14 protein-coding genes are annotated in these 15,304 nt (G+C 63.9%); 3 read left to right on the top strand and 11 right to left on the bottom strand.

What is annotated here, in order from left to right:
- Positions 1 to 94 precede the first annotated feature (94 nt).
- The 4 genes from BX604_RS39000 to BX604_RS15135 form a co-directional block, all read right to left on the bottom strand.
- Positions 95 to 259 (bottom strand): hypothetical protein, encoded by a 165-nt coding sequence (locus BX604_RS39000; protein WP_179894813.1) that lies wholly within the window; start codon positions 257 to 259, stop codon positions 95 to 97.
- A complete protein-coding gene (locus BX604_RS15145; RefSeq protein ID WP_098551506.1) occupies positions 256 to 1,581 on the bottom strand; it encodes an MFS transporter in 1,326 nt (441 codons plus the stop codon). Before BX604_RS15145 ends, BX604_RS39000 begins: the two co-directional genes overlap by 4 nt.
- A gap of 158 nt (positions 1,582 to 1,739) precedes the next feature.
- Complete coding sequence (locus BX604_RS15140; protein ID WP_098551505.1) at positions 1,740 to 2,591, bottom strand: sugar phosphate isomerase/epimerase family protein; 852 nt, start codon at positions 2,589 to 2,591, stop codon at positions 1,740 to 1,742.
- Positions 2,592 to 2,740: 149 nt separating this feature from the next.
- Positions 2,741 to 4,108: an aminotransferase-like domain-containing protein gene (locus BX604_RS15135; RefSeq protein WP_257146329.1), complete on the bottom strand. Its 1,368-nt coding sequence runs from the start codon at positions 4,106 to 4,108 to the stop codon at positions 2,741 to 2,743.
- A gap of 201 nt (positions 4,109 to 4,309) precedes the next feature.
- On the opposite strand from BX604_RS15135, the gene BX604_RS15130 reads away from it, so the two are divergent.
- From BX604_RS15130 to BX604_RS15120, 3 genes are all read left to right on the top strand, one after another.
- Positions 4,310 to 5,719 (top strand): glycerate kinase type-2 family protein, encoded by a 1,410-nt coding sequence (locus BX604_RS15130; RefSeq protein WP_098551503.1) that lies wholly within the window; start codon positions 4,310 to 4,312, stop codon positions 5,717 to 5,719.
- Positions 5,719 to 6,993, top strand: coding sequence for a phosphopyruvate hydratase (gene eno, locus BX604_RS15125; protein ID WP_098552887.1), 1,275 nt, complete (start codon positions 5,719 to 5,721; stop codon positions 6,991 to 6,993). The genes BX604_RS15130 and eno overlap by 1 nt, the downstream gene beginning before the upstream one ends.
- 63 nt (positions 6,994 to 7,056) lie before the next feature.
- The gene (locus tag BX604_RS15120) at positions 7,057 to 8,178 is read left to right on the top strand and encodes a tyramine oxidase subunit B (RefSeq protein WP_098551502.1); all 1,122 of its coding nucleotides are present in this window, start codon (positions 7,057 to 7,059) and stop codon (positions 8,176 to 8,178) included.
- 156 nt (positions 8,179 to 8,334) lie between these two features.
- On the opposite strand, the gene BX604_RS15115 is transcribed toward BX604_RS15120, so the two are convergent.
- The 7 genes from BX604_RS15115 to BX604_RS15085 form a co-directional block, all read right to left on the bottom strand.
- Positions 8,335 to 9,234 carry a shikimate dehydrogenase family protein gene (locus BX604_RS15115; RefSeq protein ID WP_257146328.1) on the bottom strand — a complete coding sequence of 300 codons (900 nt, stop codon included), beginning with the start codon at positions 9,232 to 9,234 and terminating at the stop codon, positions 8,335 to 8,337.
- Positions 9,235 to 9,313: 79 nt separating this feature from the next.
- Positions 9,314 to 10,345: a proline racemase family protein gene (locus BX604_RS15110; RefSeq protein WP_098551500.1), complete on the bottom strand. Its 1,032-nt coding sequence runs from the start codon at positions 10,343 to 10,345 to the stop codon at positions 9,314 to 9,316.
- 83 nt (positions 10,346 to 10,428) lie between these two features.
- The gene (locus BX604_RS15105; protein ID WP_098551499.1) at positions 10,429 to 11,721 is read right to left on the bottom strand and encodes an NAD(P)/FAD-dependent oxidoreductase; all 1,293 of its coding nucleotides are present in this window, start codon (positions 11,719 to 11,721) and stop codon (positions 10,429 to 10,431) included.
- Positions 11,722 to 11,763: 42 nt separating this feature from the next.
- Positions 11,764 to 12,429, bottom strand: a complete 666-nt coding sequence (locus BX604_RS15100; RefSeq protein WP_098551498.1) for an amino acid ABC transporter permease — start codon at positions 12,427 to 12,429, stop codon at positions 11,764 to 11,766.
- A gap of 294 nt (positions 12,430 to 12,723) precedes the next feature.
- Positions 12,724 to 13,395, bottom strand: a complete 672-nt coding sequence (locus BX604_RS15095) for an amino acid ABC transporter permease (protein ID WP_098551497.1) — start codon at positions 13,393 to 13,395, stop codon at positions 12,724 to 12,726.
- Positions 13,392 to 14,246, bottom strand: a complete 855-nt coding sequence (locus tag BX604_RS15090; RefSeq protein WP_098551496.1) for an amino acid ABC transporter ATP-binding protein — start codon at positions 14,244 to 14,246, stop codon at positions 13,392 to 13,394. Before BX604_RS15090 ends, BX604_RS15095 begins: the two co-directional genes overlap by 4 nt.
- 139 nt (positions 14,247 to 14,385) lie before the next feature.
- Positions 14,386 to 15,216, bottom strand: a complete 831-nt coding sequence (locus BX604_RS15085; protein ID WP_098551495.1) for a transporter substrate-binding domain-containing protein — start codon at positions 15,214 to 15,216, stop codon at positions 14,386 to 14,388.
- Positions 15,217 to 15,304: the final 88 nt, after the last annotated feature.

The raw sequence follows: 15,304 nt of genomic DNA, 5'->3' as shown, positions 1-15,304 counted from the left end.
CACGCGGCACACCACGGCCGCACGTTCCAAACAGTTTTCGTCAGACCGCTTCGATCCGGATCCCCCGCCGTTTGCATGCCACGCGCCGGTTACATCACGCGTTGCGCCCGTTCCGATGCGCCGGTCGATCACCGCGGGCGTCGTAGTGCGCGCTCACGGCGAAGCCGAGCGCGGCGGCCGACATCACCGCCGTCACCGGGCTGGGTCCGCGCTCGTACTCGCCCGTGCAGGTCAACAGCGCCAGCAGCCATCGCATCATGAATCCGCCTGTTCGTCGTCGGGCTTCGGATAGGCCAGCGCCAGCGCGCACCCGATCAGCATGCACACGCCGAACCCGAGCAGCGCCACCTGCTGCGAATCGAACGCATCCCTCAGCCATCCCAGCAGATAGGTGCCGATGAAGCCACCCAGATTCGCGAGCGACGTGATCATCGCGATGCCGGCGGCCGCGCCGGTTCCCTTCAGAAACGTGGGCGGCAACGTCCAGATGACCGGAATGGTCGCCGCCGCGCCGGCGTTGATCAGCGAGAAAAGCACGACGGTCGCGAGCGTGGCATGGGGCGTCGTCGCGGCCACGAACAGCCCGAAGCCTGCGACGAGACACGGCACCGCCATGTGCCAGCGGCGCTCGCGCGAGCGGTCGGAACTGCGCCCGCACCAGAGCATGCTGATCACGGCCGCGGCGTTCGGCAGCATCATCCACAGCCCGATGACGAATGGATCGTGCACGCCGGTATCGCGGAGGATCGACGGCAGCCAGAAGCTGGTTGCGTACACACCGATCATGATGCATGCGTCGATGAGACCGAGAATCCACAGTCGCCTGTCGATGAACACGTGCCTGAGCGACGAGATTTTCTCGACATGCGGATGACTGTCGAGGTTCGCGAGCAACTGCTGCTTTTCATCCGCCGAGAGCCACGACGCCTGCTCGATGGTATTCGGCAGCCAAAGGAGCACGAATACGCCCAGCGCAACCGACGGCAGCGCTTCGAGCAGAAACAGCCACTGCCATCCGCCGAAGCCGAGCACGCCGTTCGTGACGTTCATGAGCCAGCCGGACAACGGATTGCCGACGAGACTGGAAATCGGAATGCCGATCATGAAGAGCGCGACGATCCGCGCGCGCCGTTCATACGGAAACCACTGGGACAGGTAAAGCAGCACGCCCGGCACGAACCCGGCTTCGGCCGCGCCGAGCAGGAATCGCACGATGTAGAACTGCAACGGCGTCTTGACGAGCAGCGTCGCGCCGGAGAGCAGCCCCCAGGTAATCATGACGCGCGCGATCCAGATCTTCGCGCCGACTTTCTCGAGCACGAGATTGCTCGGTATTTCGAACGCGATGTATCCGACGAAGAACAGCCCGGCTCCGAGCCCGTAGATCCGGTCGCCGAAGGCGAGCGCATCGAGCATCTGGAGCTTCGCCAGCCCGATGTTGACGCGATCGAGATACGCGGCGAAGAAACAGAAGAAGAACAGCGTCAGCAAGCGCGCGGTCACCTTGCCGTACAGCACGTCAAGCGCCGTCTTTTCGGGTGCGCGGAGGCGCTCAGCCGATGCGGTGGGGCCGGTCGACATAGGGTTCACCGATGAGGGAAATGATGGATTTCGAAGCGGGATATCGGCCGCCGCGCGAGCGGCGCCCCTTCGCGTCCGGATGCTTTGCGGCGATGCGAGGACACGACCGGGTCGCGCTCAGCCCTTCCCGAGCGCGGCGCGGCACACCTCGGATGGCGCTATGGACGCGCTTGCCTGGGCACGGCCGCGCCGACATGCGGCCCGCAGCGCTCGATGGCCACGCGAACCGTCTCTTCCGGCGGACGTTCCCACCAGTCCAGCTCGGAGAAGATTTCCAGTTCGAACGGCCCGGCATAGCCGATGTCGTCCAGCCATCCCTTGATCCGCGCGATATCGATGACGCCGTCGCCGACCATGCCGCGATCGCGCAGGTTTCGCGTCGGCACGAGCCAGTCGCAATAGTGAAAGGTGATGATGCGCTGCGGTCCCGCGCGGCGAAGTTCGGTTTCGAAGGCCGGATCCCACCAGCAGTGGTAAACGTCGGGCACGAGCCCGGCACCCTCGCCGAGTTCGTCGCAGAGATCGTTGGCATGCCGGATCGAATTCAGTACGCTGCGGTCGCCGGCGTACATCGGATGCAGCGGTTCGAGACCGAGCTTGACGCCGACTTCACGCGCATGCGGCAACAACGTGAACAGCGCATCGCGCACGCGGGCACGTTGCCCCTGTATGTCCTTGCTGTCCGGCGGCATCCCGCCGACCACCATCATCAGGCAGGCCGCACCGATTTCGGCGGCCGCATCGAGCAGCCGCCGGTTCGTGTCGATCGCCGCGGCCATGCTCTGTTCGACGCCGACGTTGAGCCATTCGCTCGTGCACAGCGACGGCACCCACATCTCCAGTTGCCGCAGATGCTTGCGCGTTTGCGCGACGCCGTACGCTTCGAGAAACTGCCGCCAGACCGCAATGCCGCCGATTCCCTGACGCTTGTAGCCTTCGAGTGCTTCAGGCAGGGTCCATCTGGGTGTCGTGATTTGATTGATCGCGAACCGCGAAAGGTCATCACTCATGCGTCGGCTCTCTCCATGGGTTCCTCCGTGCTTGCATCGACGTTTCTTCAGCACATGCTCTCGCGCTGAAATAACGCACGACATGTACAGGCCGTGATACCTGTACAGGCGGCGGGAACTGCACACCTGGAAAGCGCCGCAGGCGCCCGTCAGCGGCCGACGGAATCCGCGAGAAAGCTGAACAGCCGGTCGAAATTGCAGTGCGCGACGTTGAACCTCAGCCAGCCCGTCTTGACGCGGCCGGCAAAGAACAGGTGGCCGGGCGCGAGCAGGATGTTCTGCTGCAGCGCAAGCTCGGCCAGCCGGGACGAATCCGTATCGTCGCCGGCCGCCCTCGCCCAGACGAACATGCCGGAACGCGGCTCGCAGAACACGTCCATGCCGCTCGCCTCCAGCCGCCGGCAGGTCTTCTCCTGCGCGGCGGCCAGTCGATCCCGCAATTGCTCCGTCTGTTTCCGGTAGTGCCCTTCCGACAACACCGCGCTGACGAGGCGCTCGGTGACGGTCGGTGTCGACATGCCCGATACCAGCTTCTGATAAAGGAGCGCTTCGATGACATCGTGATCGGCAACGACGAAGCCGACGCGCAACCCCGCGCCGATGGTCTTCGAAAAGCTGCCGACATAGATCACGTTGCGCAGTTGATCCATCGACGCGAGCGTGAAATGCGCGCCCTGCACGAGATCGGCCGACACGTCGTCCTCGACGATCAGGCAATCGTGGCGCTCCGCGATCTTGAGCACCTTGTAGGCCGCCGCCGAGCTGTAGCTCGCCCCGGTCGGATTGTGCAGCCGGCTGTTCGTGAAGTAGAGCTTCGGCTGACGCGATTCGAGTGCGGCTTCCATCGCCGCGACATCCGGCCCGGTGGGCGTCATCGGAATCCCGATGGTTTCGACGTCGCGCATCCGCAGGCCGACCAGCAGGTCGCTGTAGCACGGCTCGTCGACCATCACGACATCGCCGGGCTGCGTGAATTGACGAATCACGAGATCGAGCGCCTGGTTTGCGCCCAGCGTCGTCATGATGCCGCCGACGTCGGTTTCGATTTCGTATTCGGCCAGTTGACGCACGATCTGTTCGCGCAGGCGGTCGAAGCCTCGCGCGTGTCCGTAGCCGAGCAGGTGTTCGGGATGCGCCGCGAGTTGCCGCAGCGATCGTGCGATCCCTTCGCTGTCGAACCACGTTTCGGGAAGCCAGCCTGCACCCGCATGAATGGCTCCCTCGGTGGCGCCGAGAAAATTGCGCACGAGCCACCCGTTGGTCACTTTCTCGTCGAGCTTTTCCGTCGCCTTCCGCGGCGCGCCCAGGCGCCGCTCCGACACGTAGAAGCCGGACCCGCGACGCGCCACCAGGACACCCTGCGCGACGAGGCGATCGTAGGCCTCCACCACGGTAAAGGTCGACACGCCATGCGCGCCCGCGAACGCGCGGATGCTCGGCACGCGCGCACCCGGCCGCCAGCGCTTTTCGTCGACCTCCCGAATGATGCCCGCCACGATCTGCATGGTGAGCGACATCTCGGAATCGGCATCCAAGGAAAGAACGGGCTTCATAAGAACGACTCGCAACGAGAGACATGCGTATAGGCCGCGGAGCCTGTACAGCGATCCGCAAGTACAGCCAAGTGTACATGTATCTGTGCAGGGTGTTTGCCTAAATTGCCCTTACGTCATCGCTGCATGCGTTCGGCGAGACGGCAACCCTTCACCGATCCCCGTATGAAGAAAATACGAAATTCCGCAGAGCTTCTCTCTCAGGGCGCCGTCGAATCCCGGCGCATCGTTCTGGACATTGCCGATCGCACGCTGCAGCGTCTCGACAGCTACGAGCGCATTCGAAGCATCATGCGCGTCGACGGCGACATGCTGCATATCGGTACGCGCTCGTGGGATTTGTCGAAAAAGCGCAACGTGTATCTGGTCGGCGCGGGCAAGGCCTGCAATCACATGGCGATGGCCGTCGACCACGTGCTCGGCGACCGGCTCACGCATGGCATCGCGATCGTGAAGATTCACGAGGAATCGGATCGCTTCAACAAAACGGAAGTGTTCGTCGGCGGCCATCCGCTGCCGAACGAGGAAGGTCATCGCGCGTCGCGAAAGATCATCGAGCTGGTCGACCAGGCCGGGCCCGACGATCTGTTCATCGCGGTGATCAGCGGCGGCAGCTCCGCGCTCATGTCGTGCCCGATCGACGGCATCACGCTGCAGGACGAGATCGACACGACCGACGTGCTGCTCAAGTCCGGCGCGGGCATCTACGAAATCAACGCGGTGCGCCGGCACATTTCCGCGCTCAACGGCGGCATGCTGGCCAAGCGCATTCAGTCGGTGGGCGCCGAGCTGATCGGCTTCGGCATCAGCGATGCGGTCGGCTCCCCGGCGACGGGCGATATCGCCGTGCCGTACGCGGCCTACAAGAGCACGCCGATCGGCCCCGACATGACGACGCTCGACGATGCGCGCGCAACCATCGTCAATCGCAACGTCGCGGACCGTCTGCCCGCCAGCGTCGTCGATTACCTGATGCACGCCGGCCCGGAAACGGAGACGCCCAAGGCCTTTCCGGAGAACACCTATTTCCTGCTCAACACGCTGCCGGACTCGTGCATTTACGCGAAGGAAATCTGCGAGGAAATGGGCATACCGGCGATGATCGTCACGTCGTTCCTCGAAGGAGAAAGCCGTGACGCCGGCACGTTCCTCGCGTCGATCGCGCGCGAGATCCAGACCTACGGCAGACCGATCAAGCCGCCGTGCGTGCTGCTCAGCTCCGGCGAAGTCACGACGCTGATCAACGACAACAGCGTGATCAAGGGGCATGGCGGCCCCGGCCAGGAAATGACGGTGAGCTTCGCCATCACCGCGGAAAAGACCCGTGGCGCGTGCCTGCTGTCGATCGACAGCGAAGGGACGGACGGAACGGCGCAAGTCGCCGGCGGCATCACGGATTCGACGAGCCTCAAGGCGGCCGCCGCGAAAGGCGTAAGCCTGTACCAGGCGTTGCGCGAGCATGGCTGCTACGAAGCGCTGGCGGCGATCGATTCGGCCATCTTCACGGGCAACACCGGCACCAACCTGTGCGACCTGAACATCCTGTATGTCCCGGCGGCGACGGAGGGCCAATGATGACCGACAAGATCACCTCCGTTCACGCGCAGCAAATCATCGACTGCAAATGCCGCCCGGCCGTCGAAGTCGAGATCCGCACCGCAAGCGGTGCGATCGGACGCGGCGCGGCGCCCACCGGGACTTCGGTCGGCATGCACGAATCGTTCGTACTCCGTGACGGCGATCCGTCCACCTACAAGGGACTCAGCGTGCACAAGGCCGTCGACTACGCGGCAAACGTCATCGGCCCCGCGTTGATCGGCATGGACGTATTCGACCAGCGCGCGATCGACGAGAAGATGATCGCGCTCGACGGCACGCCGGACAAACATCGCCTCGGCGGCAATACGATTTACTCGGTTTCGATCGCGGCGTTTCGCGCGGCGGCCGCGTCCCGCGCGATTCCGCTCTACGAGCACCTTGCCGGCCGAGCGCTGCGGACCGTGCCGGTGCCCTGCTTCAACGTCGTCAACGGCGGACGTTACGACGGCTTCACCCAGGCATTCAACGAATTCCTCATCGTGCCCTACGGGACCGACAGCATCGATTTCTCGATCGAAATGGCGGTCGCCGTATTCCAGAAGCTCGGCGACGTGCTGACTTCGTATCTCGGTCACAAGCCGCAAGTCGCCAGTTCATATGGCTATGCCGCACCGTCGGAAGATCCGGAGATGATCCTCACGCTGATGCAGAAAGCCATCGACGCGTGCGGCTATACCGGTCGCATCGCGTTCGCACTGGATTGCGCATCGAGCGAAATGTACGACAAGCAGACGGGCCGCTATCTCCTCAAGGGAGAACACGTGTCGGCCGACGAGCTGATCGCGTATGCCCGCTACCTGACCGAACGATTCAATTTCGTCTTCATCGAAGACCTCCTCGATGAAAACGACTGGGCCGGCTACAGCAGGGCCGTGCGGGAACTCGAGCGGACGATCGTGCTCGGCGACGATCTGACCGTGACGAACCTCGAACTGCTGCGCAAGGCCCACGACACGCACGCGGTCGACGGCTTCGTCCTCAAGCCCAACCAGGTCGGCACCATCACCGAGGCACTCGACGCCTACCGCTTCGCCGAGGCGCACGGAATGATCGCCGTGCCGTCCGGCCGCTCCGGTGGCGTGGTGGACGACGTCGTGATGGATTTCTCCGTCGGCCTCGAAGTCCCGTTCCAGAAGAACGGCGCGCCACGCTCGGGCGAGCGCATCGAGAAACTCAACTTCCTGATGCGCGCCAATGCGCGCAGCCCGGGCTGCCGCCTCTACGACATCGCGCCGCTGCTGCGATTCTAGTCTTCCGCTTCAACGATCAATCGTCCGTCCGTCATCGCCATCCTTTCTGAAAAGGTCACCACCATGTATCCGAAGATCGACTTTGTGTATCTGTCCGAACCCGACACCATCGCCGCCGGCGTACTGGACGCCGCGCGCTGCGTCACCGTCTGCGAAGAAACCTTCAGCCTGCTCGGCAAGGGCGATTACCTGATGGGCGGCGCCAACCACAACAACCACGGCATGAACATCGTGTTTCCGAAGGAAACGCCGTTCCCGAACATGCCGGTGGCCGGCCCGGACCGCCGCTTCGCCGCGATGCCCGGCTATCTCGGCGGACGCTTCGACGTGTGCGGCAACAAGTGGTACGGCTCGAATCACGCGAACGTCGAGAAAGGCCTGCCGCGCTCGATCCTCACGATGATGCTGAACGACAAGGACACGGGCGCCCCGCTCGCGATGATGTCCGCGAACCTGCTGAGTGCGGCCCGCACCGGCGCGGTGCCGGGCGTGGCGGCAAAGCATCTCGCGAACAAGCACGCCAGGACCGTTTCCGTGATCGGCTGCGGGCCGATCAACAAGGCCTGCTTCACGGCGATCATCACGCAGCTCAAGGACGTGAAGAAGGTGGTCTGCTTTGACGTGTTCCTCGACAAGGCGAACGAGTTCGCGTGCTGGGTCAGCGACACCTACGACATCGAGGCCGTCGGCGTCGATGAGGCCGAACAGGGCTTCCGCGGTGCCGACGTGATCACGGTGGCCGCATCGCGCCTGAAGCCGCTGTACTTCAAGGACGAATGGATCGACGAAGGTGCGACGCTGCTGATTTCCGGCCCGTTCAACACGGACGAATCGTTCCTCACCAGCGCGAAGATCGTCTTCGACCATACGCCGCTGCAGGAAGCCTATGTCGAAGACGCGGTCGCTTCCGGCAACAAGGACGCGTATTACGGCGGCGTAATCGGCGGTCCGTTCTATCGGCTGATCGACGCCGGCAAGCTGCCCGCGCTGAAGGATTCCACCGGCCTCGGCGACGTGGTCAACGGCGTGAAACCGGGCCGCGAGCACGACAAGGATCGCGTCATCTTCATCGCGTGCGGGATGGCGGTGTTCGACATCAGCTGGGGTTACGAGCTGTACAAGAATGCACTGGCCAACGGGATCGGCCAGTCGCTGAACCTGTGGGACAAGCCGAGCCAGGCGTAACGCACCGCCCCGCACGTCCGGGCAAAACGATGCAGGCCCCGCATGTCGCTTCGATATGCGGGGCCTGTTCCATGTGTGCCGCTGCTTCTGCCCCGACGACTTCAATGGATGAACGACAGGAAGGCGGCAACGGCGCAATGCGCCGGGCCGGTTGCGTCAGGCGGCGCGCTTGACGAGGCTGCGGAGCTCCACCGGAAACAGCATGTCGCGTGCGATCGAGTCGTCTTCCCGCAGCGCATTGGCTGCATCGGGCACGCCGAAGAAGTCGAGGAACAGCGGCGACTGGAGAATCAGCATGTCGAACCCCGGCAATACGGTCTTGCCTTGCCCCATCGCCGCCTTCAGCAGCGGCGTCGGCTGGTTCTTCATCAGGATGTCGCAGACCTGCGCGGACGGATCCAGACGCTCGGTCGGCACCGGCAGCGGATCGCTGGTCTTCAGGCCCAGCGGCGACGCATTGATCACGATGTCGAAGCCGGCCGGATCGTTGTCGCCCTTGACCTCGGCCTGCAGGTTGTAGTGCCCTTCGATCGATTTCGCGAGTAGTTCCGCCTTCGCGGTATCGGGATCGTAGATGCCGATGCGCGACACCTTGCCTTCCGCGAGCGCGGCCGCGATCGCACTCGCCGCGCCCCCGGCGCCCACCAGGAAGGCCGACTTGCCGCGATACGGCATCGCGTAACGGTCCATCGACTTGACGAAGCCGAGGCCGTCGAACAGCTCGCCTTCGAGCGAGCCGTCGTCGTTGCGGCGAATCGCGTTGACGGCGTTGGCCGTCTGCGCGCCCGTCGAAAGCCTGTCCACGATCGCGGCGGCTGCCGTCTTGTGCGGGATCGACAACACCATGCCGCGCGTCGTCGTCGATTGAAAGAGCGCGCGTATGGTCGCTTCCAGATGCTGGGGCGCAACCTGCAACGGCACCATCACCGCGTCGACGCCGCACATCGGAAAAATCTGGTTGAAGATTTCCGGCGTACGCACCTGTTCGATCGGATCCGCCACCATGAAGAAAACGCCGGTTTTTCCGGTGATCATACTAACCTCTATTGTTCGCATGACTAAGTTAAATTATCTCGGCCGGATCCGGCCGACCGCCTTTCGGAGCACCGCTTCCCGCGACGCCCCGACCGAACCCTTACTTCCCGGGGAAGCCCTCGCCCCAGGTATCGCTGAGCATGAAGCCGGCCGCCAGCGGATCGTCGGGATCCACGCCAAGCTGCTCGATGCCGTAGATCCATGCGCGCCCGCGCACGCGCGGCAGCACCGCCGGTTTGCCGCCCACTTCCGTGCGGCCGAGCAGTTCGATGTCGAATTCGCTTCCGATCGTCGAGCGCGACTTCAGCCGGCTGCCGACCTCGACCTTGCCGCGCGCCGCGAGCGTGGCCAGGTTCGCCGAGCTGCCGGTTCCGCACGGCGAGCGGTCGATCCGGCCCGGCGGCAGCGTCGTGCAGGTCTGATACTCCGCGTCGTTCACGCGATTGCGGAACATCACATATGCGATCCGGTTGATCTCCGGATACAGCGGATGCCGGATGCGCACCTGATCGTCGATGATGCCGCGCAGCTTCACGCCGAGATCGGCGAGCTGGCGCGCGTTCTCCGGCGCGATCGTCGTGCGCAGCTGATCGACGTCGACCAGCGCGTAGTAGACGCCGCCGAACGCGATATCGACCTTCACCGTGCCGAATTCGCCGGCGTCGATCGGCAGGTCGAGATGCTCGACGAAGGCCGGCACCATATCGAGCGACACGGCCGCGCAACGTCCGTCCCGACAGGTGGCGCGCGCCGTCACGAGCCCCGCCGGCGTATCGAGCACGACGGTCGTCTCGGGTTCCTGCATCGGCACGATGCCCATTTCCAGCAGCGTCGTCACGACGCAGATCGCGTTGCTGCCCGACATCGGATGCGCCTTGTCGGCCTGCAGCACGATGAAGCCGGCATGCGCTTCCGGTCGCGTCGGCGGAAGCAGCAGGTTCACGGACATCTGCAGACAACCGCGCGGCTCGAGGACGACGAGCTTGCGCAGGCTGTCGTCGACCTCGTTGATGTAGTTCATCTTGTCGAGCATCGTTTCGCCGGGAATGTTCACCACGCCTCCGGTGATCACCTTCCCGATCTCGCCCTCGCAGTGCACGCCCACGAGTTGCAGGGTCTTTTTCCAGCGCATGATTACCTCACCTTCCTGAATGGATCCGCCATGCGGATCGAATTTTCACGGGCCCCGGCGCACCGGGTATCGAACGTCGCGAATCAGAAACGATACGCGCTGAACGGCGACAGATCGGCGCTCGACGCACGCCCCGCCGCCATCTCGGCGATCAGCCGCCCCGTCGTCGCACCGAGCGTCAGCCCCAATTGCCCGTGGCCGATCGCCATCAGGACGTTGGGCAGCCGCTTCGACCGGTCGATGATGGGTTTCGTATCGGGCAGGAACGGCCGGTAGCCGACACCGAACTCGTGCGCCTGCACGTTCAGTTGCGGCAACACGCGGCGGGCCTTCTCGAGAATGATCTCCGCGCGCCTGAAATTGGGCGGCGCGCCGCGGCGCGCGAATTCGATCGTGCCGCCGATCTGCAAGCCGCGACGCATCGGCGTAAAACAGAAGCCGCCGTCGCCGTAGATGACCGAGTGCCGGAATTCGATGCCGGGATCGCGCAACAACACCTGATAGCCTGCCACGCCTTCGAGCGGCACGTCGATACCCAGCGGCGCGAAAAACCGCCGGGCGCCCGCACCCGCCGCGACGACCACGTGGGCGGCGGCAATCCGCTCGCCATGGGCCAGCGTGACGCCGGTCGCCTGCCCGCGGTCTTCATCGATCGCCGTCACGTTGCTGCAAATCCGGCGCCCGCCCTGCTTCACGAAGCTGTCGGTCAGCGCGGCGATGAAGCCTTCCGTGTCGCTCACGAAGCGCCACTGCGGCAGCAGGATGCCGTGCGAGAAACGTCCGGCGAGCGCCGGTTCAAGGTCGCCGATCTCCGCGGCAGTGAGGACCTGCGAGTCGAACCCCAGCGACCGTCGCAACGCGTTGAGCGGCCGCTCGTGCTCCACGCCCTGCGGCCCGTCGAACACCTGCATCACCGGCCGCTGGCGAATCAGGTCCTTGTCGTCGCAGGCGTCGAGCAGCGTCGCGTAGTCCGCGAACACGTGATTCGTCAGCGTCGCCATCGAGCTGGCGATCGTCGCGATGCGCGACTGGCGCGCACACGCCATGAAGCGCAGCAGCCACGGAATGATGCCCGGAAGCGCGCCGGGCCGCATGGCCAGCGGGCCGCTCTGGTCCATCAGCCAGCCGGGCACTTTCATCAGAATGCCGGGCTTGGACAGCGGAACGATTTCGCCGACCGAGATCTGCCCGCAACTCCACTTGGCCGTGCTGTCGCCCGGCGCGGCGGGATCGACGAGCGTGACGGAAAAACCTTCGCGCTGCAGATAGAGTGCGCAGCACGTACCAACGATGCCGCCGCCGACGACGATGGCCTGCCGCGCGGCATCGCCTGCGCTGGCCGGCCGGGTGAGGTTCTGAAGGGAGTCGGAATTCATGTCTTGTCCGTAATGCGGGTCATGCGAAACAGGCAGCCGGGGTCAGTAGGCGAAGCGTCGGAGAAAGCGCGTTTCGATCACCCCGACCAGCCGCGTCAGCGGAAATGCCACGATGAAATAGATCGCGCCCACCGTCGTCAGAAACTCCAGCGGCTTGGCGGTTGCGTTCGAAATGCTCTGCCCGACGTACATGAGGTCGGCGACACCGACCGACGAGATCAGCGCGCTTTCCTTGAAGAGGCTGATGATGTTCGACAGCAGCGGCGGAATCGCACGCAGTAGCGCCTGCGGAAAGATCACGTGGACGATCTTCACGCGCGGCGACAGGCTCAGCGCAATGCACGCGTCGTGCTGCTCGGACGAGATCGACTTGAGCGCGCCGCGAAACGTCTCGCTGGTGATCGCCGTCATGTACAGGGTCAGCGAGATGATCACCGACAGGTACGGCGGCAGCGGAAGGTTGAACACCACCGGGAAGCAGAAGAACACCCAGAAGAGCTGGATCAGCAGCGGCGTGCCGCGAAAGAACTCGACATAGAGCGTGGTGATTGCCTTCACTACGCGCGACGGCGACATGCGCACCAGGCTCAGCGCGAATCCGAGCAGGCTGCCCAGCAGCGCGCAGCCGCCCGTGATGGCCACGGTCAATCCCAGCCCCTTGAGGAGGACCAGCCAGTAGGATGCGATAACAGAGACGTCGAAAGTCATGCTCAACCCCCAGGGTCTGTTTACATATGGAACGCACATGCGTTGCCACGAGAACGGCCGCTCGCGAGGCGCGTGACGCCGCGAATACTGACGTATTCGCAAGGAGCGCAACGCGGCGAGCGGCCGTTCTCGTGGCAACCCCTAATTAAAGAATTCATTCCACGGGAATGCCTGAAATCGCCCGCATGGCGGCGTCATTCGTCGCTTGTTTGGCTCGGCCAAACAGCGCTCCTCACTTCTTGCCCTACGAGCGATTTCAGGCATTCGCATGTGCGTTCCATATGTAAACAGACCCTAGCGTTGCACGGCCGCATCCTGGCGGCGTTCGATGACATGGACGAGGCGCGAGATCGGCAGCGACAACGCGAAGTAGATCAGCGCGACCACCGAATACGTTTCGAGTGGCCGGTACGCCTCCGTCGCGAGGCTCTTCGCGACGTACATCAGGTCGGCGACGGCGACGATCGCGACGAGCGCGCTTTGCTGGAGCGTGCCGATGCCGTTGGTCATCAGCACCGGCAGCGCGGTGCGCAGTGCCTGCGGAAGCACCACGTACAGCGTGCGCTGCCACGGCTTGAGGCCAAGTGCGACGCATGCATCGAGATGCTCCTTCGGCACCGCCTGCACGCCGGCGCGATACGCTTCCGCGTTGAATGCCGTCAGGTTCAGCCCGAGTGCGAGCACGCCCATCACGACCGGGTCGATGAACACGTCCACCATCATCGGGATGCAGTAGAAGAACCACACGATCTGCAGCAGCGCGGGTGTGCAGCGAAAGAACTCGATGAACAGCTGGGCCGGCCAGCGAACGGCCGCCCAGCGGCTCATGACCAACAGGCAGAGCAGGAAGCCCAGCACGAGCCCCATCGCGTTCGCGGCAAGCGCGAGCTCGACGGTGACCTTCAGGCCCTGGAGCAGCGGCCCGACACTGCCTGTCAGAAAGCCGAAATCGAAGTGATAGCTCATGGCGTCGCCTTCTGGTCCAGGTGGAGGACTTTCTCAAGAAACTCGCGCGTGCGCGCTTCCTTCGGACATTTGAAGATCTCCGCGGGCGCGCCCTGCTCGACCACCTTGCCGCTCGCACAGAACACCACGCGCGTGGCGATATCGCGCGCGAAATGCATGTCGTGCGTCACGATGATCATCGCCATCTTCTGGTCGGCCAGTTGCAGCATCACGTTCTGCACTTCGATGACCATTTCCGGATCGAGCGCCGACGTGACTTCGTCGAACAGCATCAGCTTCGGTTCGAGCATCAGCGCGCGGGCGATCGCGACACGCTGCTTTTGGCCGCCCGACAACTGGCTCGGGTAAGCATGCAGCTTGCTTTCAAGTCCCAGGCGGGCGAGATACATGCGGGCGCGTTCGGTCGCCTGCGCCTTCGACAGCCCGCCGACCTTCACCGGCGCGAGAATCAGGTTGCCGAGCACGGACAGATGCGGAAACAGCGTGTAGTGCTGGAACACCATGCCGATCTGCCGTTGCAGCTTCGCGTCGATCTTCGCTGGGCTTCGCGCACCCGAGCCCTTGATGTATGGGCGTCCCTGAAACGCAATGTCGCCGCCCTGGACGCCCTCGAGCCCCATCAGCACCCGCAACAGCGAGCTCTTGCCGCTCCCGCTCGGGCCAATCACGACCAGCCGGTCGTCGGCGCGCATGTCGAGGCTCATGCGGTCCATCACGACGAGATTCTCGCCATACGATTTGTACACGTCGTGCAGTTGCACGAAGTTCGCGGATGTCGTCGACTGCGGCGACAGAGTCTCCGTACCGGTCAGCTTGGCCACCGGACCTGACTGTGTCTGGGATAGCAACATGGGAACCGTTCTCCAGCGATGCGCAGCAGTGGCTGCTCAACACAATATCCATTCGGTCGACGATCTGATCGGAAGTCGTCTCGTCGCGTGGTCTCGACGGCAGCGCAAACCGACGGTCGCGCTGCCGGTATGACAGGCGTTACTTCGACAGCGCAAGCGTCTGCTTCACCGACGCTTCGATCAGCTTGTTCACCGCACCCGACTTGATCTGCTGGTCGATGAACTGGTTCAGCACGGCGATATCGGCCGCAGGCATGTCCTTGCGCAGACCGAAGCAGATGCCTTGCGGCGCGAGCAGCGGGTTGGGCTTGAAGATCTCGGCCCATTCCGGATGCGCACGGCTCAGCAGGATGTTCGCCATGTTGTCATCCGCCAATACGTCGGCACGCTTGGACATCAGCGCGAGACGCGTTTCGTCGAACCCCGGCAGGCGCATGATCGTCGCTTGCCTGAGCAGCGGCGAGATGGCCTTGTCGCCGGCCGAGCCGGACATGACCGCCACGGTGTAGCCCGGCTTGTCGATATCCGCGATCGAATGAACCGCCTTCAGTTTCGGGTTGTTCTTGTTGAAGCTGAACGTCACGCTGTAATCCGTCACCGGCTGGGAGAACGCGATCGCCTTTTGCCGCTCCGGCGTGTTGTTCAGCGACAGCGAAATGTCCCACTTGTCCGACTGCAGGCCCGCGACGATGTTGTCCCACGTCGTGTCGACGTATTCGACCTTCACCTTCAGCACCTTCTCGCCGAAATCGCGGCACAGGTCCGGAAACACGCCGCTGTATGCACCGGTTTTCGGGTCCTTCATCGTGTACGGCGGCGACGTGGCGATACCGCAGCGCAAGACGCCTGCCTTGCGCACGCTTTGCCACGTCGACGCGTCCTGCGCGTGCGCCGCCGGGCTGCTCATCAGAAAACCGAATGCAGTCGCACCGACCAGCGTGCGAGCGAGAATGCGAGCCATCCGAAGCATGGGGAACCTCTTTACATTTGAGTTGGGTTGCCGTCCTGTCTCCGTGACACGAACAGGACGGCGTCGTCACGCACTGCCCGGCTCCGCT

Origin of the sequence: Burkholderia sp. JKS000303 (genome assembly GCF_002563755.1) — a bacterium.
Classification (GTDB): domain Bacteria; phylum Pseudomonadota; class Gammaproteobacteria; order Burkholderiales; family Burkholderiaceae; genus Burkholderia; species Burkholderia anthina_B.
Note: the sequence above shows the minus strand (reverse complement) of the source record. Positions and strands in the feature narration are given on the sequence as shown.

Excerpts from the sequence above, each read along its gene's own strand:
- BX604_RS39000 (WP_179894813.1), bottom strand. The coding sequence starts at position 259 with ATGATGCGATGGCTGCTGGCGCTGTTGACCTGCACGGGCGAGTACGAG.
- BX604_RS15130 (WP_098551503.1), top strand. The coding sequence starts at position 4,310 with ATGAAGAAAATACGAAATTCCGCAGAGCTTCTCTCTCAGGGCGCCGTC.
- eno (WP_098552887.1), top strand. The coding sequence starts at position 5,719 with ATGACCGACAAGATCACCTCCGTTCACGCGCAGCAAATCATCGACTGC.
- BX604_RS15100 (WP_098551498.1), bottom strand. The coding sequence starts at position 12,429 with ATGACTTTCGACGTCTCTGTTATCGCATCCTACTGGCTGGTCCTCCTC.
- BX604_RS15120 (WP_098551502.1), top strand. The coding sequence starts at position 7,057 with ATGTATCCGAAGATCGACTTTGTGTATCTGTCCGAACCCGACACCATC.
- BX604_RS15145 (WP_098551506.1), bottom strand. The coding sequence starts at position 1,581 with ATGTCGACCGGCCCCACCGCATCGGCTGAGCGCCTCCGCGCACCCGAA.
- BX604_RS15085 (WP_098551495.1), bottom strand. The coding sequence starts at position 15,216 with ATGCTTCGGATGGCTCGCATTCTCGCTCGCACGCTGGTCGGTGCGACT.
- BX604_RS15135 (WP_257146329.1), bottom strand. The coding sequence starts at position 4,108 with ATGTCGCTCACCATGCAGATCGTGGCGGGCATCATTCGGGAGGTCGAC.
- BX604_RS15105 (WP_098551499.1), bottom strand. The coding sequence starts at position 11,721 with ATGAATTCCGACTCCCTTCAGAACCTCACCCGGCCGGCCAGCGCAGGC.
- BX604_RS15090 (WP_098551496.1), bottom strand. The coding sequence starts at position 14,246 with ATGTTGCTATCCCAGACACAGTCAGGTCCGGTGGCCAAGCTGACCGGT.
- BX604_RS15110 (WP_098551500.1), bottom strand. The coding sequence starts at position 10,345 with ATGCGCTGGAAAAAGACCCTGCAACTCGTGGGCGTGCACTGCGAGGGC.
- BX604_RS15095 (WP_098551497.1), bottom strand. The coding sequence starts at position 13,395 with ATGAGCTATCACTTCGATTTCGGCTTTCTGACAGGCAGTGTCGGGCCG.
- BX604_RS15140 (WP_098551505.1), bottom strand. The coding sequence starts at position 2,591 with ATGAGTGATGACCTTTCGCGGTTCGCGATCAATCAAATCACGACACCC.
- BX604_RS15115 (WP_257146328.1), bottom strand. The coding sequence starts at position 9,234 with ATGCGAACAATAGAGGTTAGTATGATCACCGGAAAAACCGGCGTTTTC.